The organism is Ruegeria sp. G5 (genome assembly GCF_056533365.1).
Map to the genome: position 1 here is coordinate 268,094 of NZ_JBQFOK010000005.1, position 25,338 is coordinate 293,431.

The window sequence follows — 25,338 nt, forward strand, 5'->3', positions numbered from 1 at the left end:
ATCAGTCCTTCAGACTTTCTTCGCGCAGACCGTCAGCCAACAGGTTCAAACCAAGAACCAGTGACAAGAGGGCCAGCGCAGGCGGAAGGGCGGGGTGCAAGTAGATCGAAAGCAGCTTACGCCCCTCATTGATCGTCGAACCCCAGTCCGGGCTTTCGGGCGGCAAACCCAGACCAAAGAAGCCCAATGTCCCCAAAAGGATGGTTGTGTACCCGATACGCAGACAGAAATCGACGATCAGTGGTCCACGCGCGTTAGGAAGGATTTCCCACAACATGATGTACCATGGGCCCTCGCCACGCGTCTGCGCCGCAGCAACATAGTCACGCGTTTTGATGTCCAGGGCCAAACCACGCACAATCCGGAACACTGTAGGAGAGTTCACAAAGACCACCGAGACAAAGACCACCAGAATACCGCCTGGTATGTCGAACAGGTCCAGATAGGTCGGCAGACCCCAGATCCCGTAACTGTCCGTGCGAATGATGTATCCGTCAGTTGTTATCAAAGACAGGTAGAGCCACAGGGCGACACCCAGAACTCCGATCAGCAGGGGTGTTCGGAAATTCGGGCGCGTATAGTAACGCGAATTGAGCAGCACGCCCAGGAAGATTATCGGGAACACGAACAGAACGGCCGCCATATAGTTCGGAACACCGGTCGCCACGATTTCAGGGGTCACCAGCAGATAGAACAGCAGGATAACAGGGAAGGCCAGGATCAGGTTGGCAAGGAACGAAAGCAACGTGTCCAGTCGTCCGCCATAGTAACCGGCAGGCAGGCCCAGCGTGATACCGACCATAAAGGCAAACATCGTCGCAAGCGGAGCAATCTGCACAACGATCCACGCACCCTTTACCATCCGGCTAAAGACGTCGCGTGCAAGGTTATCACCACCCAGCAGGTACCAAGAATACGCACCTTCTTCTGCACTTGGCAGGGGCGTTCCGGGAACCTTGTTCTTCATGCCTGAGACCTGCGACAGCGGATCATGCGTGACGATCAGATCCATCGCGCCAAAGATACCGGTAAAGACCCAGAACATCACGAGGCCAAAGCCGATCATCCCAATCGGGCTGTCGAACAGTTTACCGTACAAGCCCAGCTTGCGCTTAAAGGCAATCGACATGGCATAAAGGATAATCAGCGACAGCCAGACAGGCAAAAACTGTCGGGCAATTGCCCCGATGATGCCGGCGTTCGTGCCCATCACAATGCCAAGCACGATATAGCCCACAGCAATGCCGACGCTCGCCAGAAAGCTGTACCGCAAGGCGAGTTGGATCAGTATTCGCGTGCTCGAGTTGGAAGTAAGTGTGCCATCGGGATTTACGGTCATATGGTCTTCTGGCAGTACGATGCTGGCCAGCATCCAGACCACGATGGACAAAATCATCAGGCCAAGCGCCAATGCGAATAGCGGATTGAGGAAGGCAATAGAGCCGGTCCAGGTAAGTGGTTCCATGATCTAACCCTCCTTATGAAATGCGAATACGCGGGTTGAGGTAGACATAGCCGATATCCGAGATCAGCTGCGTTACCAGCACCACAAAGACCGACACGACCGAGATCGCCAGAAGCAACTGAATGTCGTTATTGCCCGCCGCCTGAACCAGCGCCCAGCCAAAGCCCTTATAGTTGAACAGGGTCTCAACGATCACCACGCCATTCAGCAGCCATGGGAACTGCAGCATGATGACGGTGAAAGGGGCGATCAGCGCGTTGCGCAACGCGTGTTTCATCACGATGTTAGAGAACGAGACACCTTTCAGACGCGCGGTCCTGATGTATTGCGCTGTCATAACTTCGGTCATGGACGCACGGGTCATGCGGGCGATGTAGCCCATCCCGTAAAGTGCAATGGTTAGAACCGGTAAGAAAAAGTTCTCGAACGTCGGATTTTCCATCGCCTGCGTGGCTGTGCCCTTAAACCATTTCAATCCTACCGCGGACGAGGTGAAAATCGCGATGAAGATAACGCCAGACACATATTCCGGCGTCGCTGTCGTCGTGATTGCAAATGTCGAAAGCGTGCGGTCCGTTGCGGACCCTTCTTTCATGCCCGCAAGAATTCCAAGGACCAGCGCGGATGGAACCATCAGCAACATTACCCAGAACATCAGCCGTCCCGTCAAAGCCAAACGGTTGCCGACAACCGTCGACACCTCTTCCTTAAAGACGGTGGAATATCCCCAATAGCCTTGAAGAATACCACAGAAATTGGGCGACTCTTCGGCGGTTTTGCCGGGAAGGATGCATCTGCCCTGAACTGTTCCGTCCTCATTCGTATGACGGTAAGAGGGAAGAACACCAAGCCATTCGCCGTACTTTACAGGCGTTGACTGAAGGTAGCCGCCTTTTTCCAGAAAACTCTCGACCTGTTCATCCGACATCCGAAAGTTGCCTTGTGTCTTGGCCAGCTTTTCCAGATTTGGATAGAGATTGGTCAGGAAGAAGACCAAGAACGTCAGGCACAATGCTGTCAACAGCATGATACCCACGCGTCTAAGTATGAATAATCCCATGGTAGCCCCTGTTGGTCGGCTCGCGCGAATGGCTCAGACCTTCACGCTTTGCTATTTTTTGGGTCGCCTCATTCAGGACGAAAAGGCCGCACCGTTATGGTGCGGCCTGTTTGTTTTCGGCTTAGGATGTCAGGCCGAACTTATACAGCTGCGGCAGGTCCGCAATGTGCTTTTCGACGCCCACCATGTTGTCGCGGTGGTGACGCATCGCCGTCCGCCAATAGGGCTGGATGGCGACGCCTTCGTCGATCATGATCGCCTGCAGCTTGGCCATCACCTCGCGGCGCATATCGACATCCGCGAGTGAGTTTGCTTCGGCCAGCAGCTTGTCGAACTCTTCGTTGGCAAAGCCGGTCTCGTTCCACGCAACCCCGGATTTATAGGCCAGAGCCAGAACCTGTGTGCCCAGCGGGCGGTGGTTCCAGTTGGTCGACGAGAAGGCGTATTTCGTCCAGTCGTTCCAGAAGGTCGATCCGGGCAGAACCGTGTGCTTGGCCTTGATGCCGGCATCGTTGAGCTGAGCCACGACCGCCGCAGTGGTGTTCCGGCGCCAGTCGTCATCGATGGACTGAACTTCGTGCTCGTAGTCACCCATGCCCGCTTCGTCCATCAGTGCCTTCGCGCCCGCTGGATCATAAGGGATACGGGTCACGGCCGAGTCATACTCGGGGTGCATCGGGCCAACGTGGCAGTTCTCGGCTGGGATGCCGTATCCGGACATACCGAGTTCCAGGCAGACCTCGTTGTCGACGGCCATGGCAAGGGCCTGACGGACGCGCTTGTCGCCGTAGATCTTGTTGCCGTTTGCGTCTTCGGCCAGCTGGTTGGGACGAATGACGATGGTGAAGCCCGACGGAATTTCCGAGCGGACGAGGCCGATGCCGTCAAAGATGTCGACGAATTCGCCCACTGACTCCCAGTTCATGTCGATTTCTTCGGCTTCATAGGCCGCCAGGAACGCGGCTGGGTCTGTACCGTAGTCGATGAACTCGATCCGGTCGATATAGCCGCCTTTGCCGGCCTCATAGCCCCACCAGTCGTGGTCTTCATTACGGACAAGTACGCCTTTGACGCCCACTTCATGGCTCTCCGGCTTCATAAAGCCAGTGCCGATTGGGTTGGCCAGCATGTTGTTGGCGTCAAAGCTGCTGTGAACGATCGCGCCGGGATAGTCGGCCATGCCGGGGATAATCGTGATATCCGGTGCGCTGCACTTGAGTTTGACTGTATGCGAGTCGACGACAGTGATGGCGCCATCGGCGGCTTTCTGTGTGCTCTCATCAACCAGAGAGGCCATCCGCGATGCCATCGAGTTGCCTTCCATCGAAGCATCACACCAACCTTCGATGTTGCGCGCCACGTCTTCGGCTGTGAAGTCATCACCGTTATTCCACTTAACGCCTTTGCGGACGTTCAGGGTGTATTCGGTGGCGTCGTCATTCGCTTCCCAGCTTTCCAGCAGCATTGGTTTGAACGAACCGTCGTTGTTGTACTCAACAAGATACTCCAGCCAACCGGCGGTGTAGGTCGCGATTTGCGTCCAGTCATATGTGCGCGGGTCTTTTAGCGCGCGAACTTCCATTTGATAGCGGATCGTGCCACCGCGCTGCGGCTCTGCCGCTGCTGCCGGTGATTGCAAACCGATCATGCCATAGGCCGCCGGTACGGCTACACCCAGCGCGGTGACGCGTGCCAGGAATTCACGGCGGCTCAGATTGCCTTCCCGGTATTCCTTCGCGTGCATTTCCGCCGCCCAGTGCATCGGTGCTCCGGTCAATGTTTGGTTTTGCATTAATGTCTCTCCCTGTGACATAGATATTTTTTGATTGGATTACGGAACCGCTTTAGACCCTGTGGTGTTGGGCAGCAGGTTCGCAGGTTTTGGTTTTTTGGATACTCTTCATCCCCATGACCTCATTCCGCACCAGATTCCCGGTGAGGTCAATGTTCGAATTCGTCATTAAACGTACAAAAACGACATCGGGTAGCGTCCTTGACCGATTGTGTACCCGGTCGGTGCGCTATGGGCGGTGATTTGGTGCCATCTGAGGCAACAGATTCGAGCGCGCGAACGATTGCGAACCTGCACAGGCAGATTTCAATCAACTATTTGTGGTATCACTTTGAGAAATCAATATGATTCCAGTTCTTCATGCGCGCACGAAACCATGTGCGCTGTCGCTTGGCGAACTGTCTGGTGGAAATCGTTGCACGCTCACGCGCAGCGTCAAGCGTCAGGTCTTCATCCAGGTAGGCTATTAACTCGGGAACACCGATGGCTTTGAAGGCAGGAAGCGAAGGATCATAGAGCGCGCGCATAGCCTCGACCTCGGCCAGCGCGCCCGTCTCCAGCATTAGATCAAAGCGACGGGTCATCCTGTCCAAAAGCCATTGTTTATCCACGTCAAATACGATGGGTACAGTGTGCGCAAGGTCAAGTATCGGCGGAGGGGTACGGGCCTGCCAAGCGCGAAGCCCCAAGCCAGTGGACCGCAGGACTTCCCAAGCACGCTGAACCCGTGCACGGTTTTGTGTATCAATCGCGCTAAGCGTTTCTGCGTCTACGCCGCGGATCAGTGTCGGCAAATCCAACTGATCAGCTTCTGCTCTGACTTCCCGAGGGGTAGGTGGGATATCCACCATGCCTTCAGTCAAAGCAGAAAAATATAGACCCGTTCCACCGACAATAATGGGTCGTGGCCCGCCTTGCAGCAAAGGCTGCACGTCACGCAGCCAGTGACCGGTGGAATAGTCCTGATCATAGGTAACGTGGCCATAAAGGTGATGCGGTGCGCGGGCCTCTTCCTCGGCAGATGGGCGGGCCGAAATGACACGCCAGCAGTCATAGACCTGACTTGCGTCGGCGTTGACGATTACGCCGCCATGGGTTTCAGCAATTTGCAGTGCCAGTGCGGATTTTCCCGAAGCTGTCGGCCCGGCAATCAAGACCGGTTTGTCGTCTGGTATGCGGGGCAGGCGGTCCCAAATCTGTTCTTCACTGGCATTGGTCATTCGGGAGTGCCTTGTTCCTTATGATCCGCATTGAACCCGCAGAGGTTTTGCTTCATTTTGCGCCGGAATTAAACCCGTGCCAGCCCGGAGCGCAACATGAGCCTTTCTCCTACAACCGACGCCGTTGAGACACCTAAAACCAAGTACAAACGTGTAATGCTGAAGATTTCCGGCGAGGCACTGATGGGTGATCAGGGTTTTGGCCTGCACCCGCCAACCGTTCAGCGCATCGCGCAAGAGGTAAAGTCGGTTCATGATCTTGGCGTTGAGATCTGTATGGTTATCGGTGGAGGCAACATTTTCCGTGGTCTCAGCGGTTCGGCGCAGGGGATGGAGCGGACGACAGCCGACTACATGGGTATGTTGGCGACAGTCATGAATGCGCTGGGTATGCAGTCGGCCCTTGAAGAGGTTGGAGTGTTTACACGGGTTATCTCGGCCATTCGTATGGACGAAGTGTGCGAACCTTATATCCGCCGTCGGGCCGTCCGGCACCTTGAAAAGAAACGGGTCTGCATTTTTGCAGCGGGTACTGGCAACCCGTATTTCACGACAGACACAGCAGCGACTTTGCGAGCAAATGAAATGGCTTGCGAAGCGATCTTTATGGGTAAGAATGGCGTGGACGGGGTCTATGACAAGGACCCCAAGGAACACGCGGATGCGGTACGGTATGACACCGTCACATACGATGATGTTCTGGCCAAGCGGCTGCGGGTCATGGATGCCTCTGCGATCGCGCTGGCGCGCGACAACAACTTGCCTCTGATCGTTTTCGGCTTGGATGAGCCGGGCGGTTTCCGCGGTATTCTGGCCGGCGAAGGTACCTACACCAAGGTGCAAGGTTAATACCGCACCTGAGTTACTGAAAAGCCGGGCTTTGTGTCCGGCTTTTTCTTTCGTGAGTTGACCTCTGACCTGTGTCTGGGCAACGTGGCGCCGTTCTTGCACGCAGTAGGAACTGCCGACGCAATCACATCGGCTGGCTGGAAGACCTGCCATGATTTCCGAGGGGGACCGAAATCATGCCCCGGTCCCTCGTGGATAGGCTTGCATGATCAAGGAGGCATACGCCATGACCGCTCTGGATATCGAATTTGTCCGGTCTCAATTTCCAGCTTTTTCCGAGCCCAGTCTGCAGGGGCAGGCTTTCTTTGAAAACGCTGGTGGTTCATATACTTGCCAGCCGGTCTTGGATCGGCTCTTTCGGTTCTATACCCAACGAAAAGTGCAGCCGTACGCCCCGTATGAAACCAGCCGTGTGGCAGGCGCGGAAATGGACGAAGCCCGCACGCGTCTGGCTGCGATCCTTGGTGTTGACGATGACGAACTAAGTTTTGGTCCGTCTACAACGCAGAACACATACGTGCTGGCCCAGGCGTTTCGCAGATGGATGCAGCCGGGTGAGGTGATTATCGTCACCAATCAGGATCATGAAGCGAATTCCGGCCCTTGGCGGCGTCTTGCTGAAGAAGGGATCGAAATACGAGAGTGGCAGATTGATCCGGAAACAGGTTCGTTAAACTTGCAAGACTTGGAAAACCTACTGGATGAAAGTGTCCGGCTGGTCTGTTTCCCGCATTGCTCGAACGTTATTGGGGAAATCAACCCTGTGACCGAGATTACGGCGCTTGCACATGCGGCTGGCGCTTTCGTTTGCGTAGATGGCGTATCTTACGCACCGCACGGGCTGCCAAACGTGGGTGATCTTGGGCCAGATATCTACCTGTTTTCAGCCTATAAAACCTATGGGCCGCATCAGGGTTGTATGGTGATCCGACGCTCAATCGGAGAGCTGTTGCCCAACCAAGCCCACTATTTCAACGGAGGGACACTGCACAAACGGTTTACTCCTGCGGGCCCGGACCATGCTCAGATTGCGGCTTGCGCGGGGATGGCAGACTATGTCGATCTTCTGTGCAGTCACCACGGCGGCCCCGAAACCGAAGCCACAGATCGCGGTGCATTTGTTCACGACCTGATGCGCGCGCAAGAGGTTACGTTGTTGCAGCCGCTTCTTGATGCCGTCAAGGATCGCAACACGGTGCGTCTGATCGGTACGTCCGATGCAACTAAACGAGCCCCAACCGTTGCAATGGAGCTAAACAGAAACGCGGAAGATGTCGCCGAAGAACTGGCCGGTTATGGAATTATGGCGGGGGGAGGTGACTTCTACGCTGTGCGGCCCTTGCAGGCGATGGGCGTGGATATGAACCAGGGTGTATTGCGTGTCAGTTTTACGCATTACACGTCGCAAAATGAAATCAATAAGTTATTAGGTGCACTTGACGCCGTTTTGTGATCCGCTGTTCGCTCTGCTTCGTATTGCGAAGAAAACATCGGTACCTGAATGGAAAAAGAGCAGCCACCAATCATTGTTTGGTTCCGACGGGATTTGCGCTTGTCGGACCACCCTGCTTTGGACGCGGCCGTTCGAACGGGCCAGCCGATCATTCCGGTTTTCATTCAAGACGAATTTGTCGACGCGTTAGGCGCGGCCCCAAAGTGGCGCTTGGGGCTGGGGCTGAGCGCGTTTGCGCAATCGTTGACCGAAATCAACAGCCGGCTGACCATTCGGTGTGGCGATGCGCTGGATGTCTTGTGTGATTTGCTGGAAAACACCAAAGCCGATTCCGTTTTTTGGTCGCGCAGCTATGACCCTGAATCCATCGCACGCGATACCCGAATAAAGTCTGCGCTTAAGGAAAAGGGCGTTGTGGCAAAGTCCTTTACGGGACACTTGTTGTTTGAGCCTTGGGAAGTTGCCACAAAAACGGGTCAACCCTTTCGGGTCTTTACCCCAATGTGGAGGGCTGTGCAGGGTCGTGAAGTCCCAGCGCCGATCAAAGCTCCCATAGCCTTAAAGGCCCCCAAAATGTGGCCCGATACAGCAAGCTTGAACGAACTTAACCTTTCCGCGGCCATGAACCGGGGCTCTTCGGTGGTTTCGCGTCATGTGCGCCCGGGCGAGCAGGCCGCCTTGGATGTGCTCCACAGTTTTTTGGACCGGATCAGCTCATATCGTACTGATCGTGACAGGCTGGATGTCGATGGCACGTCTTGCCTGTCGGAATACCTTTCGCTTGGGGAAATCAGCCCTCGCACTGTTTGGTGCGCCGTTCAACGTGCTGCAATGAACGGTGCGTCCGGAACCGAGCCGTACTTGCGTCAGCTCGCTTGGCGTGAATTCGCATACCATTTGATGTTTCATACGCCGCATATGCTCACAAGCAACTGGCGGCCAGAGTGGGACGGGTTCCCTTGGTCGATTGATGAGGACCATCCGAATGTCGTGGCATGGAAACGCGCGCAGACAGGTATCCCAATCGTAGATGCAGGCTTGCGTGAAATGTATGTCACCGGGCGTATGCACAATCGCGTGCGTATGATTGTAGCCAGTTATCTGACAAAGCATCTTATGACGCATTGGTCCGTAGGAATGAACTGGTTTGAAGAATGTTTGGTCGACTGGGATCCGGCTTCGAATGCAATGGGGTGGCAATGGGTTGCTGGGTCTGGTCCAGATGCATCCCCGTTTTTTCGAGTCTTCAATCCGAACACACAACAAGAAAAGTTCGATCCCTTGTCCAAGTATGTACGGCGTTGGGTCGCCGAAGGGCAGAAGGATCCTCCGGTGACTGCGTTGTCGTATTTTGAGGCTGTGCCGCGTTCATGGGGGCTTAGTCCCCAAGCTGCGTACCCAAGTCCTGTTGTTGACCTAGCTTCAGGGCGGGCGCTTGCGTTGGCCGCTTATGAGCGCCACAAAAACCGTTAAGGAACTGAAAACTTGCCACAAACACAAACTCGGCCTAGCCTGAAACAACAACCGCACAGGGGAGAGCGGATGATCCTTACGACGACAGATGGTCAGAAAGACTTGCCACGGTATTTTACGCAAGTGCGGAAGATGCTGGATAAAATGGAATCCGGACGGCTGGACATAGCCTTGCCTGATGGGCGTATCTTCCGATCCGAAGGTCCAAAACCGGGACCGGTCGCCCGCGTTGATATCCACAACCCGGACGTCTTTGCCCGATTGGTCCGTGAAGGCGAGCTAGGCTTTTCTGACGCATACCTTGAGGGTGATTGGAGCACGCCTGACCTTCGTTCTTTTATGGATCTGGTGCATCTTGGCACTGAGACCGTGTATGACGACTTTACTGGCAAGTTCCTCGTCCAAGCGTATGAACGGCTTCGGTTCTGGTTGAATGGAAACAGTCGCAAGCAAGCTAAGAAGAACATCTCGTATCATTATGATTTGGGTAATGAATTCTACGGCCTATGGCTTGATGACACGATGACATATTCCAGCGCGTTGTTCGAAACCGGACAGGAAAGCCTGGAAAAAGCACAGACAGCCAAATACGCCAGTCTCGTAGATGAAATGGGCGCTAAGCCCGGTGATCATATCCTGGAAATCGGTTGTGGCTGGGGTGGGTTTGCCGAATATGCTGCGAAAGAGCGTGGCCTAAGGGTCACAGGTTTGACAATCAGCCAGGAACAGTTGAAGTACGCTCAGGAACGTATTGATAAGGCTGGTCTTTCGGACATGGTCGAGTTTAAGCTTCAAGATTATCGGGACGAGCGTGGCCAGTATGACGGAATTGCCTCGATCGAAATGTTTGAGGCCGTTGGTCAAAAATACTGGCCAGTTTATTTCGAAACCGTACGCGACCGGTTGAAACCCGGGGCACAGGCTACTTTGCAGATCATCACTGTCGCGGATCACAGGTGGGATGTGTACCGTAACGGCGTTGATTTCATTCAGAAATATATATTCCCCGGCGGTATGCTTCCTGCGCCTTCCGTGCTGAAAGAGCAAGTGGAGAAAAGCGGTTTGAACGTTGTGACGTCCAAGGAATTTGGCAAAAGTTATGACCTGACGCTGCGCCGTTGGTATGAAACGTTCAACGACAAATGGGACGTTATTTCGGAATTGGGATTTGATGAGCGTTTCCGCCGCATGTGGAATTATTATTTGACCGCCTGCGGCGCAGCCTTTGACACCGGTAATTGCGATGTGACACAGATTACTGTAGCGAAACCAACGTAATGAACGGACCCACCACATGCCCACCGCCTCGCGACTCGTAGCCGCCATATGCCTGATGGTTGTGGCGTTTATAGTGTCGAGCATGGTGATCCAGAACGGGGAAGAGGGCAAAGACTATGGGTACTTCACCTACGTCAACATGATCTTGGGCCTCGCATGCGGCTGGAAGATCATGGGAAAACGGGCAGGCCGTGGGTGGACCTCTGCCGTTAACAACGGCCTGACTGGAATGGTGTCTTTGGTTTTCTGGGGACTTTTCGTTCAGGGCTGCTATGAGATGTTCCGCTTGGCGATGCGCCACCGCTATGAGGGGCCTTTCGAAGCCCTTTTGGCGATCCTGCAGATTGGCCTGGAGTTTGGGCAGCAATTGCTGGCACCTGAAATACTATGGACACTGGCCATTGGTGCTCTGGTCGCAGGTCTGGCGACAGAAGAAGCCAGCCGTCGCTGGCGGTAGCAAGTGTTGTTTCGAAAGTTGTGTTAGTGTCAGATTTGTTTTTCTACGGAACGCTCCGCCATATTCCACTGCTTGAGTTGGTACTGGGCCGCCCGGTTTCCGGTGCGGAAATGTCCGAAGCATTTCTAGCGGACCACGCGGTATACGCGGTGAGAGATGAAGCGTTTCCCATGATCGTTGCCGAAGAAAACGGCCACGCACAGGGCATACTTCTAGAGGGTCTAAGCGGGGAAGACTTGCGGCGGTTAAGCTTTTACGAGGCAGGCTTTGAATATGATGTCACTCCCTTCGCGGTCGAGCGGGCAGACGGCGTGCGTGTAAAAGCCAATGTATTCTTTCCCGAACCCGGGCTATGGGAACCCGAAGAACCTTGGTCACTGCAGGATTGGGTGGACGAGTGGGGCGAAATGTGTTTGGCCGCCGCGCAAGAAGTGATGGGTTATTTCGGCAAGATCGATGCAAAGAAAATCGCGCGCAGTTTTCCCGCGATTGAAACCCGTGCTTGGGCGAAGATTGCCGCGCGAAAACGATTGACCGGTGATCCGCGAAACATCAGCAAAGATGTAATCCTGCACCATCGGTCACACGAGTGCGTTGACTACTTTGGTATGGAAGCGATTGATTTCCAGCACCGGCGGTATGACGGAGCTATGGGGCCCGTCATGCATCGTAGCGGCTTGATGCAGGGTAGCGCGGTTATCGTTCTTCCGTATGACCCGATCCGCGATGCCGTTCTTTTGGTTGAGCAGTTCCGAGCCCCGGTCTTTATGGCAGACGATCCCGAACCTTGGATGTGGGAACCTGTCGCTGGAATGATTGATCCCGGGGAAACTCCTAAGCAGGCGGCCCGTCGTGAAACGCTGGAAGAAGCTCAGGTCAATTTGCTTGCGTTGGAAAGTGCGGGATCGGCCTATTCCTCAAGCGGTTCGTCGACAGAGTTTCTGTACCTCTATGTTGGTTTGGCAGATCTAAACCGGACAATTGACAACGGTGGTCTGGCCTCTGAGGGAGAGAATATTCGCACCCAAATCCTGCCGTTTGTCGACTTTATGGACCAAGTGGATTCGCATGGTTTCAAGGACTTACCCCTGCTTGCGTTGGCTCAGTGGTTGGGGCGGCATCGGAACCGTCTGCGCGCGTAAAGATCGCCGCTTGTGGTTGACGCACGGCATCTATAAATCTTCGTTGATACCTAAAGAAATGAGGGCGCCATGCGCATTGCACGAGACCTTGCCGACGCAGTCGGGAAAACGCCGCTGATCCGGTTGAAACGTATCAGTGAGGAAACCGGATGCGAGATTCTCGGTAAGGCCGAGTTCATGAACCCCGGCCAATCCGTTAAGGACCGCGCGGCGCTTTATATCATCCGTGACGCCATCGCGCGCGGCGATCTTAAACCGGGCGGAACGATTGTCGAAGGTACGGCTGGCAACACCGGTATCGGACTTGCGCTGGTTGGGGCCTCGATGGGCTTTAAGACAGTGATCGTGATCCCGGAGACGCAGTCGGAAGAAAAGAAGGACATGCTCCGCCTGGCTGGCGCGCAGCTTGTTCAGGTTCCAGCAGCTCCGTACCGCAACCCCAATAACTTTGTGCATTACTCGCGTCGGCTGGCCGAGGAACTGGCGCAAACAGAACCTAACGGTGCGATCTGGGCAAATCAGTTTGACAATATCGCCAACCGTCAAGCGCATGTTGAGACGACGGGCCCCGAGATTTGGGAACAGACCGATGGTAAGGTTGACGGCTTCGTCTGCGCCGTCGGTTCGGGCGGAACACTGGCTGGGGTCGCGGATGCGTTACAGCCCAAAGGTGTGAAAATCGGTCTGGTCGATCCAATGGGCGCGGGGCTGTACTCGTATTACACTACCGGTGAAATCGCGATGGAAGGCAGCTCGATCGCGGAAGGAATCGGTCAGGTCCGCATCACCAAGAACCTCGAAGGGTTCAAACCGGACTTTTCCTACCAGATGTCAGACAACGAAGCGCTGCCATACATCTTTGATCTGCTACGCGAGGAAGGTCTGGTCATGGGTGGGTCGACCGCGATCAACATGGCAGGCGCGGTGCGTCTGGCCAAGGATTTGGGGCCGGGCCATACGATTGTGACGATCCTCTGTGATTACGGAACGCGTTATCAGTCGAAATTGTTCAATCCAGAATTCCTGCGCGAGAAAGAGCTGCCGGTGCCGGATTGGATGACAGAAGCGCCTCGTGGTATTCCCGGCGTTTTTGAGGACGTGTGATGCTGCAGCAGGTTCGCCTGTTCCTAGCACTGTTAACGCTGTGTCTTGCGGTTCTGGGCGGTCCTGCAGCCGCTCAGTTAAGCGACAGGCAAAGTGAGTATTACCAAGGCTGGATCAAGACGGCGGATCGTGCCGAAGCGGTTATCGAGGCTAATCGTGCGTCAAACGCGTCTTTAGAAAACCTGCGAGCCGAAATCCACCAATACCGCGACGATTTTAATCGGGCGCGGGGGGCGAATACCGAACGTATTCAAACGCTTGAAGCGCAAATTCAAACCCTTGGGCCCAAACCCGAGGGCGATGCGACCGAACCTGCAGATATTGCGACTCTGCGCGCGCATCTTGAAGAGCAACTGAATACGCTTCAGGTTCCGCAGATCATTTCCGAAGAAGCGTTCAGCCGCGCCAATGGCCTGATTACCGAGATTGATCAGCTTCTACGCAGCCGCCAGACCAAAGAGCTTTTGGAACGTGGCCCTTCGCCGGTTAATCCAACTTATTGGCACCCTGCCTGGATTGATGTGACCGAGGCTGCGCGATCACTTTTCAATGAAGCGCGCCGCAACTTTCAGACCGACGTCGTACGAGAGCGGTTGCGGGACCGTGGGCTGGGCATCTTTCTTTTAGTCGTCGTCGCCGGGGTTTTACTTGTCTATGGGCGGCGCTGGTCCGAACTGGCGGGCGAATACCTACGTCAATGGGGCGGGCAAGGTAGCGGTGTCTGGACATTCCTGACCTCATTGCTGCGGATTGCGCTTCCTTGGGTCGGCGTTTGGCTGCTTGTTGAGGCGGTGGTATTGACGGGGGTTCTGGGCCTTCGCGGTACGCTCCTGATGGATAACGTGCCGTATTGGGCGGCCATATTGTTGTACTTCGACTGGATTGGCCGACAAGTCTACGTTTTGCAAAAGGCGCAGGGTTTCAAACGCCTCACAGCGAAACGTGTGGCCGAACTGCGCGTCTACCTGGATGTACTGGCGATCCTGCTAATCCTGCACGAACTGGTGAACCTGTTCGAGCAAATCGAGAATATCTCGGATGCCACGCGCGCAGTTGTTGGCTTTCCAATTACGATCGCCACTGCATTGGTTTTGCTGCGGGTCCGTTTGGTGCGCAGTACAGAAGTTCCTGTACAGGAAGAGGATCCGTCGGCCACAGCTCGGGGGGCAGGGCTCAGTCAGTTGGTCGAATTCCTGCGTCGGGCGCTGTTCTTTTTGGGGATCGCCAGCCCAATTCTGGCCCTTATCGGGTATACAAACGCGGCCGAGGCCATCGTTTATCCGGCAGTCAAGACGCTGGTCCTGATTGCGGCGTTGGTGATCGTTCAGCGGTTTTTGACATCGGTCTATGGCTGGATCACAGGGCAGGGCGAGGCCGCCAAGGATTCACTTTTCGCTGTCTTGATCGGCTTTGGTATGGCCATCCTCGCGCTCCCTATTCTGGCTTTGTACTGGGGCGCGCGCCAGACTGATTTGCTTGAGGCATGGTCGCGTCTGTTGCTTGGGTTTGATATCGGCGGCGTAACGATCTCACCCAGTAATTTCTTTACGTTCCTCGTCATATTTGCCATCGGCTACGGTTTGACCCGCATGCTCCAAAGCGGGTTGCGTACCTCGTTGCTACCCAAGACCAAGATTGACCCCGGTGGGCAGAACGCGATTGTTGCGGGCACAGGCTATGTCGGGATTTTTCTTGCCGCGTTGTCGGCGATCATGGTGGCCGGGTTCGATCTGTCGTCGTTGGCGATTGTTGCCGGTGCTTTGTCGGTTGGTATCGGTTTCGGTCTGCAGACCATCGTTTCGAATTTCGTGTCCGGGATCATCTTGCTGGTCGAACGTCCGATCTCGAAGGGGGATTGGATCGACGTCAACGGGATGATGGGCTATGTGGCCGATATCTCGGTTCGCTCGACGCGTATTGAAACATTCGACCGTTCTGACGTTATCGTTCCCAACTCTGATCTGATCAGCGGGGTTGTGACAAACTACACCCGCGGAAACACAATTGGCAGGGTCATCGTTCCGGTCGGCGTGGCCTACGGCACTGACACACGACGGGTCGAAAAGATCCTGGGCGAGATCGCGAATGCGCATCCGATGGTTTTGGCGCATCCGGCACCAAGCGTTGTGTTTCAGGGTTTTGGCGCAGACTCTTTGGATTTTGAAATTCGCGCAATCCTGCGAGATGTGAATTGGGTCCTATCTGTGAAGTCGGACATGAATCACGAAATCAACCGCAGGTTCCTAGAGGAAGGGATCGAAATCCCGTTCGCACAACGCGATGTCTGGTTGCGCAATCCCGAAACGCTGCGCGACTCAGGCCCTGCTGTTAGGCCAGAGACCGGGACATCAGGCGCTGCAACTGTCTCAACAAAGCCTGCTCGGATGACCGAGACAGACTTGTCAGACGGGGACGGTGACGAAGTTTAAGCCGTTTGTTCGGCAGGAACGGAATCGGTTGAATTTTAGCGATATTCGGGACTTGCAAATCCGCAAGCGATAGTCCAAATATCGCCCGCACGGAGAGGTGGCCGAGTGGTCGAAGGCGCACGCCTGGAAAGTGTGTAGGCGGGAAACCGTCTCCAGGGTTCGAATCCCTGTCTCTCCGCCACCAACCCTCACCACCGGTCTCTGGCGTCCGACTAGCGAGTAGACTTCTAGAGGGCTCTTGGAATAGCTTTGCTTGAGCAGGGAAGTGCGGTTGCATAGCCTTCGAACCCGACCTAACCAGCTTCGTTCAAATCCTACAAAACCAAAGCCAACATCATTAGCCGGGCTGTAATGCTATCTTTTTGGTTTCTGCTTTTCTTTCGGAACGCGGATGATTTTCAACACGAGCTTGGCGCGCAACAAAGCATAATGTCATTGTTTCAACTGCGACGCGTTCGAATTCGTTTGACCGCACCGCTTACTTTACACTCGCGCTATTGAATATGAGATTTGCGCTTTGAAGGCCACCGCGCTTGTTGGAAGAATGTTCCAAATTTTGCCGCCTGATTGGAATGGTCCTATTTTTATGGAATGTCGCGCCCAATTCAGATCGGTTTTTGTGAATTGGTTCCAAATTCGCTTTAATCTACGGTTTGACAAAAGAATGGCGTATTGCTGCCACATCGTATCGGCAAGAACGGATCAAACGTGAGGCTTGGACACCGTTTGAGCCTGGCAAAAGGGATGTGTCGCATCGGTAACTACGAATTGAAAACTCGCACAAGCCGATTAGCGACGAACTATTGTTGAGATATCAAGGGCAGCGACCCAAAACGAAAGAAAAACCAAAGCGACGTGTTCCGGAAAAGGCGAGTAAATCGCACAAAATCGAGCAGGACAGATCGCGTTCGGAGGTTAAATGTTACTGTCAGTCGTCGTTCCGTGCATGAACGAAGAGGCATCTCTTCCTATGCTTGTCGAGCGTCTTGTTGCAGCTACTGAATCTTGGGCAGATGATACGGAAATCTTGCTGGTTGACGATGGATCAACCGACGAGACCTGGCGCGGTATCTGTGCGCAAAGTGCGCAACACCCTCGTGTGCGTGGTATAAAGCTATCCAGCAACCGAGGTCACCAAGTGGCGTTGACTGCTGGGTTGATGGCCGCGCGCGGTGATCGCATTTTCATGTTGGACGCAGATCTACAAGATCCGCCAGAGCTGCTATCAGACATGATGGCAATGATGGATCGCGGCTATGACGTGGTTTACGGGCGCCGCAGTGAACGGAAAGGCGAAAGCTGGTTCAAAAAGCTGACGGCGCATGGGTTTTATCGCATTCTCAACCGTTTGTCGGATGTTCCTATTCCAAATGACACGGGCGATTTCCGCCTTGTCAGCCGTCGTGTGCTGGACGCGGTGCTTGATATGCCAGAGCGCGCGCGATTCATTCGTGGGATGTTTGCGTGGGCAGGTTTTAAGCAAATCGGGATCGAGTATGTGCGTGACCCGCGCATGGCTGGCGAAACCAAGTATCCATTGTCCAAGATGGTCAAGCTTGCTTTTGATGCGTTGTCGAGCTTTTCGATCAAGCCTTTGCAGGTAGCGACGCGGCTGGCATTCTTGACCCTGGTCATCGCGGCCCTCATGGCAATCTACGTTTTCTGGTCCCTTATCCTGTACAGTACGGTCGCTGGTTGGGCGTCGACCGTTCTTGTCATCAGTTTCTTCTCGGGCATCCAACTGCTGACTTTGGGGATTATCGGCGAGTATCTTGGGCGTCTTTACATCGAAGCCAAGGGCCGTCCGTTGTTCTTTGTGGACGAACAAGTCGGTGACCCGCTGGAAGAGCTGCCCGAAGACATGAGCAAACGCGCATGAGCGAACGCCGCCGCATATTCCGGTTCGCCGTGGTCGGCACAGTTGTCGCGGGGTATTACTTCGTGGCTTACCTAGGGTTGTTGCAGCTGTTCGGTTCAGCCTGGATTGCGAATTTTCTGGCCTTTGGTTCTGCGATCCTGATCCAGTACATTGGCCAAACCGCTTGGACATTTGGCAAAACACTGGTTGCACCGGGCCAATTCGGGCGGTTTCTGTGCATGATCGGTATCGGCCTTATCGTATCCTCGATCATTACTGCCATTGCAGGTCCAAAACTTGGGCTAAACGAGCCACTTACAGCCGCCTTGGTCGTGGTTGTTCTTCCCGTCATCAATTTCGTGATCCTGCGCCTTTGGGTCTATCGCGAAGAAAATTCCATTTAGAGAGTGATCATGTCGCATATCTATTCCAACGAGTTTTTCGACTACATCGATCGCGGCGCGCGGCAGTCTGCGGTTAAACTGATCGGAAGTTTGCAAAAATGGGTCACCCCCGACAGCGTTGTTGATTTTGGGTGTGGCCGCGGCGTCTGGTTGTCCGAATGGATCGCCGCCGGTTGCAAGGACGTCGCCGGCGTGGATGGCGACTATGTCGATCGCGACCGTCTGGCGATCCCGCGTGAGTCCTTTTTCGGTGAGGACTTGAGTAAACCGGTTGAGCTGGGTCGCAAGTTTGGCTTGGCACAATCCTTGGAAGTGGGCGAGCATCTTCCAAACTCTGCTTCGGGCAGTTTGGTTCAGAGTTTAACGACCCACAGCGATCTGGTTCTGTTCTCGGCCGCGGTCCCAGGGCAGGGTGGAGAATTCCATGTAAACGAACAGCCGCTATCTTTTTGGCAAGGTCTTTTCGAGGAACAAGGCTACACAGCCTACGACTGCCTGAGGCCGATCTTGTTCAACGATGCATCCATCGAGCCTTGGTACCGGTACAACAGTGTCCTCTATGCCAACGAAGCAGGGGCTCAGGGTTTGCCGTCGGAGGTCTTGCAAACCAAGGTCGGGTCGGGCGCGTTGAAAGAGGTTGGCAGTCTCGGCTGGAAGCTTCGTAAAATGATTGTTCGTCGTTTACCCCAAAAGACGGTAACGCAGATTGCCCAAGCGCGCGCATCGGTCATTGCGCGCTCTCACCGGAGCAAATGATGCAATCAGGTTCGTTAGGGCGGGACGTCGCCCGCTTTTCTTTGCTTGGCCTCTGCGCGTTGTTGATTGTTTACGCGCCGTTGCTCATGGATCCACTGGTCCGTCACGACGATTTCCCAGCCTTGTTGGGAACACGCGACATGGCATATCGGAAAGCACTGGACGAAGGCCGCTGGCTAAATTACTGGTGGCAATTTCGCCCTATAATCTGGTCTTCACCTGTAAGCTTTGCATTGTATCTTTTTGGTTGGTCTATATTTTCGGCGTGCACCTCTGTTGTCGCGTTCGGATTAGAGGCTCCCCGTTGGTACAAGGGCTTTTTTGCCCTGTTCGTGGCTCTTTCGCTGCCGGCCTTCATGATTGGTTTCTGGTTCAACACCCTTCTTCCAGGTGTTTGGGTCATTGCCCTTTATGCTCTGGCAGTTGTGTTTCTTCCGCATCGTGCCGCGTTGGCATTGCTGCTGATTGCTGTCCCACTTTCTTTCATGGCGTACACAACCTATCCGTTTCTACTAATGACCTTGGTGCTTTTGTCTCACAAGGCGCCTAAAACATACAAAAGCATTGCGATCACACTGGTTGTTTTCTTTGCAGGCCTCGGCATTGCGGTGCTTTCAGTGTACTCCTTAAATTACTTACATCATGGGGTTTTTGGCATTCCGATCGCTGAGTGGCGGTCGCCGTCCGAGGTCGAAACCCTAGCGGACTTGGTCGAAAATCTAGGGAAACTGCAAGTATACCTGCAAAGTACCGTTCGACAATTCGGAGGTGGCACACCCGGAAGCGGAGCCGTTCTTCTTCTAATCGTCGCGTTGGCTTGGGCCGGTTTATACAAGGCAGACCGATTTACGGCGATGACGGTTGTGATTGCAGCTGTTGTCGGTTTGGGGCCTTTGCTTGGAAAATCCTTGATGTCTGGAGTTTTGGTGCCGGTGCGGGCCTTCGGCTGGATTTGGATTCTGTTCGGGTTCACTCTTACAGCGGTGACACTGCACATTTCCAAGACGCCGGGTAGATGGGCAAGTATTGCCAGAATTACAATACTTTATGTGTTGTTGATAAAGATGATCCTCTTTGGACGTTCCACATATTTTCGCATTCCAGAATGGCAAAACACCACGCGTGAACTCGCGGCGTCCATACCGGCGGAAACCGAAGAGGTTTACATCTATGGCCACTATCTGGGGCTGAACGGTGCGGGTCCCGCTGGGATTCAGTTTCCCCGAGGTCTTCGCTTGCGGTTGACCTATCTGAATGGTGTCAAAGCTATCATGTGCGACGAAACACCAAAGGACTGCGAAGACTTGAATCCCCCGTTTGACTCAGGTGGATGGACCTACGCCCCGATTATCGAGACGGAAGGCAAGACCACCTATGTTTTGCTACCTGATCCTCCGGTAGGACCTTGAACCAGGGGCAATTGGACACACACCGGAAACGTCGATTGTTTTAATGGGTGAGTCTATCAGTTTTTAACCGATTTCTTTGGCGCTGACCAAAGAAGAGCGCTTAAATTTCTTAGTGTCCGCAATTATTGAGCCGAAAAGTAATTTGTAACGGTTTCAAGAAGGTTTTATGAACTCATTTCGATTTGGTACTTTGCGAGACATGTAAATTGACCGGGTTCAGGTCCAAGGCAGTGAAATGATTGATCTTAGTAAGCTTAAACCGTTGCGCAAAAGTCGGAATTACTTGTTGTTCGATCACCCGGAGCAGAATGGCGCTTTGCTTAAAGTCCGGTCCGATGTTCCGGTGCGTGATCATGCTATCCCACGCTATGCAGAACGCAGATATGGAAACCTGCGGCAATGGAACCGCGAGGCGAATGAGTACCTTGCTGCTCTGCACCGCGGCTGCCCCGAGATTGAGCGGTTGGCGCGTTTCATGGGTTATGCGCCGACCTCTCTAGGTCCTGCGCTTGTAGTTGAGAAATTTACCGGGCCCGATGGTCGCTTGGCGCCAACTGTTCACGCGGAATGGCGTCAGGTAAAAGATGATCCGCAGGCTCTGAAACGGCTTCATGATGACTTTGCAGAACTCATGGACGACCTAGAGCGTGGGCGCATCATTGTGGGCGACATGGGGCATGAAAACGTGGTTCGCGCGCAAGAGCGGGGCGGCAGACTTGTCGTCATTGACGGCGTCGGAGAACGGGTCCTGTTTCCTCTGGCATTGGTCAGCGATTTTGCCTTCCGCAAGTCCATTAAACGACGTCGCGAGCGGATGCTCAGTGGGTTGCGCCCTAAAACAACTTGAAGCCTGCCGATCATGATCACACCGCTCCACTAGAATAGACTTATGAAAGTTGGATGTTTTTTCTGACTGCGGCTACGGCGATGCGTCTGCCGAGCCCAGAAGTGCCGAAAACCACGCAGTAAACGCATCGACTTCGCTGGAGCGACGTTGAACGGCCAAAAAGTACCCCTCTGACGCTTGCGCCAATACGTCGCTTGCCACGACAACTGTCCCTCGGCGTAATGCATTATCGGCGATTATGGTGTTAACCAAGGCGACGCCATTACCCGAAACTGCCATCTGTAGTGCAAGCCCGTATGAGTCCACATAGTAACTGGGTGCGCCGATCTTTCTTCCGGATGCTTCGGCCCATGTTGTCCAGTTATCCGACGTACCGACGGACTCAATAAGCGGCAAATCGTCGATGCTGCCTTCCAAAGCGGGGGACTTTACTGGCACTAGATTGTTGGGCTTCAAGGCGACGGCATTTCCGCCAACTTGCTTGGCCGATCCAAAGCGTATCTCCACGTCCGCGCGCGAGGCGGCGTATTCGTCGGGCCAGATAGTGCTGACAAATCGCATAGACGTTTCTGGGTGAATCCTTCGAAACTCGGGCAATGCTGGTGCGATCACCCATTCTATGATGCTGATCGATGCGGCAATTGTAATGTGTCTCGACTTTTCCTCGGTCAAATACGGAGAAGCTGCCTGACTCAGCATCTCAAGCGCGGCTTCGACCTGCGGCAACAGCTTGCGGCCCTCATCAGTCAGGCTAAGACCTCGTGCGTGTCGGTGAAACAGGACGACCCCCAAGCGCGTTTCAAGCGACCTGATCTGCTGGCTGACAGCTGATTGGGTCAACCCGATTTCGTCTGCGGCAGCAGTTGAACTCAGCCGTCTTGCAGCAGCTTCGAAGGATCTGAACCAGGTCAGCGGGGGTAGAGTTTTGGCCATCGGTAATTAACCTATAAGTGATGTTAATACCTAAGGCTCAAGTTCTTTCGTTTGTCAAAAGATGATTCAGGCAGAAATATTTTCCCAAGTTTGAATGGGAGAGCTCTGTGCAGCCAAATATCCGCAAAATTGTCACCTTCGACGAAGAAGTTCTGGTCGAAGGGTTCCGTCAGGCAGATCGCCCGTGGCGCATGTTCGCAGTTGCTGCCGTTGTTCAAAACCCGTGGGCGGGTCGATATGTCGAGGATTTGCGGCCCGAAATCCTGGCGTATGGCCCTGTGTTGGGTGAAATGCTGACCGACCGGATGGTGGCCTTGGCAGGTGACGGTGACGGGATCGCGGCTTATGGGAAAGCCGCGGTTGTCGGGCTGGACGGTGAGGTCGAGCATGCCTCGGGCCTGATCCACACGCTGCATTTCGGAAATTTCTACCGTCAGGCGGTTGGCGCAAAGTCGTACTTGTCTTTCACCAACACCCGCGGGCCAGCCAATACACCGATTATGGTTCCAATGATGGACAAGAACGATGCGGGCCGCCGGTCGCATTACCTGACACTGCAGTTCGCCATTCCCGATGCTCCTCGCGCTGATGAGGTTGTGGTCGTGCTGGGTGGTGCCACATCCGGGCGCCCGCATCATCGTATCGGAGACCGTTATCAGGACCTGAAGGATCTGGGACATGACGTGGACAACCCGGCCTCGGTCTGAGATTGGCAATCTTGCAGTAATTGCACAGGGCAGCGGACCTTTGGTGGTTTTGTTGCATGGTGTCGGGTTGCGTAGCGAAGCCTGGGGGGCGCAGATCGCCCCTCTGGTCTCATCTGGGTACAGAGTTCTATGCCCGGACATGCTGGGGCACGGAGAGACGCGGTTTTCTGAGCCTGAGACTTTGGAAAGCTACGTCGCGCCGGTCTTAAAGTTTTTGCAAGAACCGGCGGTGCTTGTGGGGCATTCCATGGGTGCGTTGATCGCCTTGCTGATCGCGGCATCGGGCCATAACCGCATAAAAGGCGTGGTTGCTTTGAACGCCGTTCATCAGCGAACGCCTGAAGCCCATCAGGCTATTCTGCAGCGGGCAGAGAGTTTGAGTGCAGACCGTGTAAACGACCCGACGCAGACTCTGACGCGCTGGTTTGCCAATCAGCCGTCGACTGAGCGTGAAGCCTGTGCCCGTTGGCTGACCGAGGTAAACCCCAAGGCATACAAAGCCGCTTATTCTGCGTTTGCCGCCAGCAATGGGCTGACAGCAACCCAGTTAAGAAACATCAAATGTCCTGCGCTTTTCATGACGGGCGGTGACGAGCCGAACTCCACTCCTGAAATGTCCCAGCGTATGGCTGGGTTGGTTCCGGATGGCCGGGTCGAGATCGTCGAGAACGCGGCGCACATGATGCCAATGACACACCCCGAACAGGTCAATTCGGCCCTGTTGCGCTTTCTGAAGGAGGTCGGTCATGTCGCAGCTTGATCCCCGCGCCCTGCGGGATGCGTTTGGCAGTTTCATGACCGGAGTAACCGTGGTCACCAGCCGGGATACTGCAGGTAATCCGGTTGGCTTTACAGCCAACTCTTTCTCATCGGTCTCACTGGACCCGCCGCTCTTGTTGGTATGCCCCGGAAAGTTCCTGTCGACGCATGATATCTTTGCTGGGTGTACTCACTTCGCGATCAACATTCTGGCCGAAGACCAGCGTGAAATCTCGAATACTTTCGCGGGATTTAAGGGTGATCGTTTTGCCAAGGTTGCCCATCACAACGGACAGTTCGACCTGCCATTGATTGACGGCGCTTTGGCGCAGTTTTGTTGTGAAACCCATCAGGCCATTCCGGCCGGAGACCACACAATCCTGATCGGGCAGGTGGCTGATTTTGCACATGGCGAAGGAAACGGTCTGGGCTATGTCGGCGGGTCCTATTTTAGCCTTGGGCTCGAGCAGGAGATGGACGCCGAACGACCTACAATTAGCGGAGCCATTATTCGATCCGGCGAGAAAGTTTTGATGGATCTGCGAGACGGTAAATACTCACCAGTGCAGGTCTCCGGAGCTGAACCGGGCGGGCAGCGGCTAAGGCTTGAACAAGAACTGTCGGACCGCAACATCAATGCGCATCTTGATCAGGTCTATTCTTCGTTCGGCGATGCCAGGACCAAGCAGCATTACACGTTTTTCCTTGCAAGCTGCGATCAGATCACGCCGTCATCCGGCGCTGAATGGGTAGACGTCAGCGCGCTGCCCAACCTGAACTACGCCACGCAAAGCGTTGGGAAAATGATGACCCGCTACGCTCTTGAAGCGCGCGAGGGAAATTTCTCTTTGTACCTTGGAGACGCGCAACAGGGTGAATTACATACTTTCGACAAAGGAGCCGGTTGATGGAGTTTTCTCTGTTTGCCCACATGGAGCGTCTAACGCCTGATCAACCTCATGACGTATTGCATGATGAGTTCGTCGGTCTTGTGAAAATGGCTGATGAAGGGGGCATGCGAGCCGTCTGGACCGGTGAACATCACGGGATGGAATTCACGATAGCACCCAATCCCTTCCTGTCGCTTGTGGATCTGGCTCATCAAACCCGGAACGTGCGTTTGGGCACGGGTACGGTTATTGCGCCGTTCTGGCACCCGATCAAACTGGCCGGTGAGGCCGCAGCGGCTGATCAGATGACGAAAGGTCGGATCGAATTGGGGATCGCGCGTGGTGCATATTCCTTTGAGTACGAACGCCTGATGCCGGGAATGGATGCGTGGGAAGCAGGGCAGCGCATGCGGGAATCCACCCCGCTTATTCCGAAGATCTGGCAAGGCGACTGTGCGCATGAGGGCGAGTTTTATTCCTTCCCTCCAACGACTTCTGCGCCAAAGCCGTTGCAGGAAAACGGCCCGCCCATCTGGATTGCCGCGCGGGATCCCAACAGCCACGAATTCGGGGTGCACAATGGGTTCAACATTCAGGTGACACCGTTGTGGCAGGGGATGGAAGAAATCGAGACGTTGATGAGCCGTTTCAACGATGCCTGTGACAGCTACGATGGACCGCGGCCCAAGATCATGTTGTTGCACCACACCTATGTCGGGGCAGACGAAGATGACGTGTCCTTGGGGGTTCAGCAGTTGCGGCGGTACTACAATTACTTCGGCGCTTGGTTCATGAACAAACGACCAATACAGCAAGGGCTGATCAAGCAACTGACGGATGCAGAAATGGACGCCAACCCTATGTACACAAACGAGAAACTGGCGCAGGATCTGACCGTTGGCACAGCTCAGCAGGTGATCGACCGGATCAAACGATATGAAGATCTGGGTTATGATGAGTTTTCATTCTGGGTCGATAGCGGAATGACCAATGAACGAAAGCATGCCTCGCTGGCGCGGTTCATCGACGACGTCATGCCGGCTTTTCAGTGAG

At 54.5% G+C, this 25,338-nt stretch carries 22 protein-coding genes and 1 tRNA gene; 18 read left to right on the forward strand and 5 right to left on the reverse strand.

Going from position 1 to position 25,338, the window contains the following annotated elements:
* Position 1: 1 nt before the first annotated feature.
* The 4 genes from ACR0BD_RS11510 to miaA form a co-directional block, all read right to left on the reverse strand.
* Positions 2-1,465 (reverse strand): ABC transporter permease, encoded by a 1,464-nt coding sequence (locus ACR0BD_RS11510; protein ID WP_480830553.1) that lies wholly within the window; start codon positions 1,463-1,465, stop codon positions 2-4.
* Positions 1,466-1,478: 13 nt separating this feature from the next.
* Entirely contained in the window at positions 1,479-2,525 is a 1,047-nt protein-coding gene (locus ACR0BD_RS11515) for an ABC transporter permease (RefSeq protein WP_480697446.1), read from the reverse strand.
* 121 nt (positions 2,526-2,646) lie between these two features.
* On the reverse strand, positions 2,647-4,317 hold the full coding sequence (locus ACR0BD_RS11520) for an ABC transporter substrate-binding protein (protein WP_480830555.1): 1,671 nt from the start codon (positions 4,315-4,317) through the stop codon (positions 2,647-2,649).
* Between the two features lie 326 nt (positions 4,318-4,643).
* Positions 4,644-5,537 (reverse strand): tRNA (adenosine(37)-N6)-dimethylallyltransferase MiaA, encoded by an 894-nt coding sequence (miaA, locus tag ACR0BD_RS11525; protein ID WP_480830557.1) that lies wholly within the window; start codon positions 5,535-5,537, stop codon positions 4,644-4,646.
* Positions 5,538-5,633: 96 nt separating this feature from the next.
* On the opposite strand from miaA, the gene pyrH reads away from it, so the two are divergent.
* The 14 genes from pyrH (at position 5,634) to ACR0BD_RS11595 (ending at position 20,996) form a co-directional block, all read left to right on the forward strand.
* On the forward strand, positions 5,634-6,386 hold the full coding sequence (gene pyrH, locus ACR0BD_RS11530; protein WP_480697440.1) for a UMP kinase: 753 nt from the start codon (positions 5,634-5,636) through the stop codon (positions 6,384-6,386).
* Positions 6,387-6,612: 226 nt separating this feature from the next.
* A complete protein-coding gene (locus ACR0BD_RS11535) occupies positions 6,613-7,839 on the forward strand; it encodes an aminotransferase class V-fold PLP-dependent enzyme (RefSeq protein WP_480830654.1) in 1,227 nt (408 codons plus the stop codon).
* Positions 7,840-7,887: 48 nt separating this feature from the next.
* The gene (locus ACR0BD_RS11540; RefSeq protein ID WP_480830559.1) at positions 7,888-9,312 is read left to right on the forward strand and encodes a cryptochrome/photolyase family protein; all 1,425 of its coding nucleotides are present in this window, start codon (positions 7,888-7,890) and stop codon (positions 9,310-9,312) included.
* Positions 9,313-9,381: 69 nt separating this feature from the next.
* A complete protein-coding gene (locus ACR0BD_RS11545) occupies positions 9,382-10,590 on the forward strand; it encodes a class I SAM-dependent methyltransferase (protein WP_480697436.1) in 1,209 nt (402 codons plus the stop codon).
* Positions 10,591-10,606: 16 nt separating this feature from the next.
* Entirely contained in the window at positions 10,607-11,047 is a 441-nt protein-coding gene (locus tag ACR0BD_RS11550; RefSeq protein ID WP_480830561.1) for a TrgA family protein, read from the forward strand.
* A gap of 26 nt (positions 11,048-11,073) precedes the next feature.
* Positions 11,074-12,189 (forward strand): NUDIX domain-containing protein, encoded by a 1,116-nt coding sequence (locus ACR0BD_RS11555; protein ID WP_480830563.1) that lies wholly within the window; start codon positions 11,074-11,076, stop codon positions 12,187-12,189.
* A 69-nt stretch (positions 12,190-12,258) separates the two neighbouring features.
* On the forward strand, positions 12,259-13,293 hold the full coding sequence (locus ACR0BD_RS11560; RefSeq protein ID WP_480830564.1) for a cysteine synthase A: 1,035 nt from the start codon (positions 12,259-12,261) through the stop codon (positions 13,291-13,293).
* Complete coding sequence (locus tag ACR0BD_RS11565) at positions 13,293-15,722, forward strand: DUF3772 domain-containing protein (protein WP_480830566.1); 2,430 nt, start codon at positions 13,293-13,295, stop codon at positions 15,720-15,722. Before ACR0BD_RS11560 ends, ACR0BD_RS11565 begins: the two co-directional genes overlap by 1 nt.
* A 91-nt stretch (positions 15,723-15,813) precedes the next feature.
* Positions 15,814-15,903 (forward strand) — tRNA-Ser (locus ACR0BD_RS11570).
* 738 nt (positions 15,904-16,641) lie between these two features.
* Complete coding sequence (locus ACR0BD_RS11575; RefSeq protein ID WP_480697386.1) at positions 16,642-17,601, forward strand: glycosyltransferase family 2 protein; 960 nt, start codon at positions 16,642-16,644, stop codon at positions 17,599-17,601.
* Entirely contained in the window at positions 17,598-17,984 is a 387-nt protein-coding gene (locus ACR0BD_RS11580; protein WP_480697384.1) for a GtrA family protein, read from the forward strand. Before ACR0BD_RS11575 ends, ACR0BD_RS11580 begins: the two co-directional genes overlap by 4 nt.
* Positions 17,985-17,993: 9 nt before the next feature.
* Positions 17,994-18,740 (forward strand): methyltransferase domain-containing protein, encoded by a 747-nt coding sequence (locus ACR0BD_RS11585; protein WP_480830569.1) that lies wholly within the window; start codon positions 17,994-17,996, stop codon positions 18,738-18,740.
* Positions 18,740-20,149, forward strand: a complete 1,410-nt coding sequence (locus ACR0BD_RS11590) for a hypothetical protein (RefSeq protein ID WP_480830570.1) — start codon at positions 18,740-18,742, stop codon at positions 20,147-20,149. The genes ACR0BD_RS11585 and ACR0BD_RS11590 overlap by 1 nt, the downstream gene beginning before the upstream one ends.
* A gap of 235 nt (positions 20,150-20,384) precedes the next feature.
* Positions 20,385-20,996, forward strand: coding sequence for a YrbL family protein (locus tag ACR0BD_RS11595; protein WP_480697378.1), 612 nt, complete (start codon positions 20,385-20,387; stop codon positions 20,994-20,996).
* Between the two features lie 72 nt (positions 20,997-21,068).
* Here ACR0BD_RS11595 and ACR0BD_RS11600 read toward each other — a convergent pair whose 3' ends face one another.
* On the reverse strand, positions 21,069-21,929 hold the full coding sequence (locus tag ACR0BD_RS11600; RefSeq protein ID WP_480830572.1) for a LysR family transcriptional regulator: 861 nt from the start codon (positions 21,927-21,929) through the stop codon (positions 21,069-21,071).
* 107 nt (positions 21,930-22,036) lie between these two features.
* Here ACR0BD_RS11600 and ACR0BD_RS11605 point away from each other — a divergent pair, with 107 nt between their 5' ends.
* The 4 genes from ACR0BD_RS11605 to ACR0BD_RS11620 are packed head-to-tail and all read left to right on the forward strand — an operon-like array spanning position 22,037 to position 25,337.
* Positions 22,037-22,636, forward strand: a complete 600-nt coding sequence (locus tag ACR0BD_RS11605; protein WP_480830574.1) for an amino acid synthesis family protein — start codon at positions 22,037-22,039, stop codon at positions 22,634-22,636.
* Positions 22,608-23,396 carry an alpha/beta fold hydrolase gene (locus ACR0BD_RS11610; RefSeq protein WP_480830575.1) on the forward strand — a complete coding sequence of 263 codons (789 nt, stop codon included), beginning with the start codon at positions 22,608-22,610 and terminating at the stop codon, positions 23,394-23,396. Before ACR0BD_RS11605 ends, ACR0BD_RS11610 begins: the two co-directional genes overlap by 29 nt.
* Positions 23,383-24,303, forward strand: coding sequence for a flavin reductase family protein (locus ACR0BD_RS11615; protein ID WP_480830577.1), 921 nt, complete (start codon positions 23,383-23,385; stop codon positions 24,301-24,303). The genes ACR0BD_RS11610 and ACR0BD_RS11615 overlap by 14 nt, the downstream gene beginning before the upstream one ends.
* Positions 24,303-25,337 carry an LLM class flavin-dependent oxidoreductase gene (locus ACR0BD_RS11620; protein ID WP_480830578.1) on the forward strand — a complete coding sequence of 345 codons (1,035 nt, stop codon included), beginning with the start codon at positions 24,303-24,305 and terminating at the stop codon, positions 25,335-25,337. The genes ACR0BD_RS11615 and ACR0BD_RS11620 overlap by 1 nt, the downstream gene beginning before the upstream one ends.
* Position 25,338 lies beyond the last annotated feature (1 nt).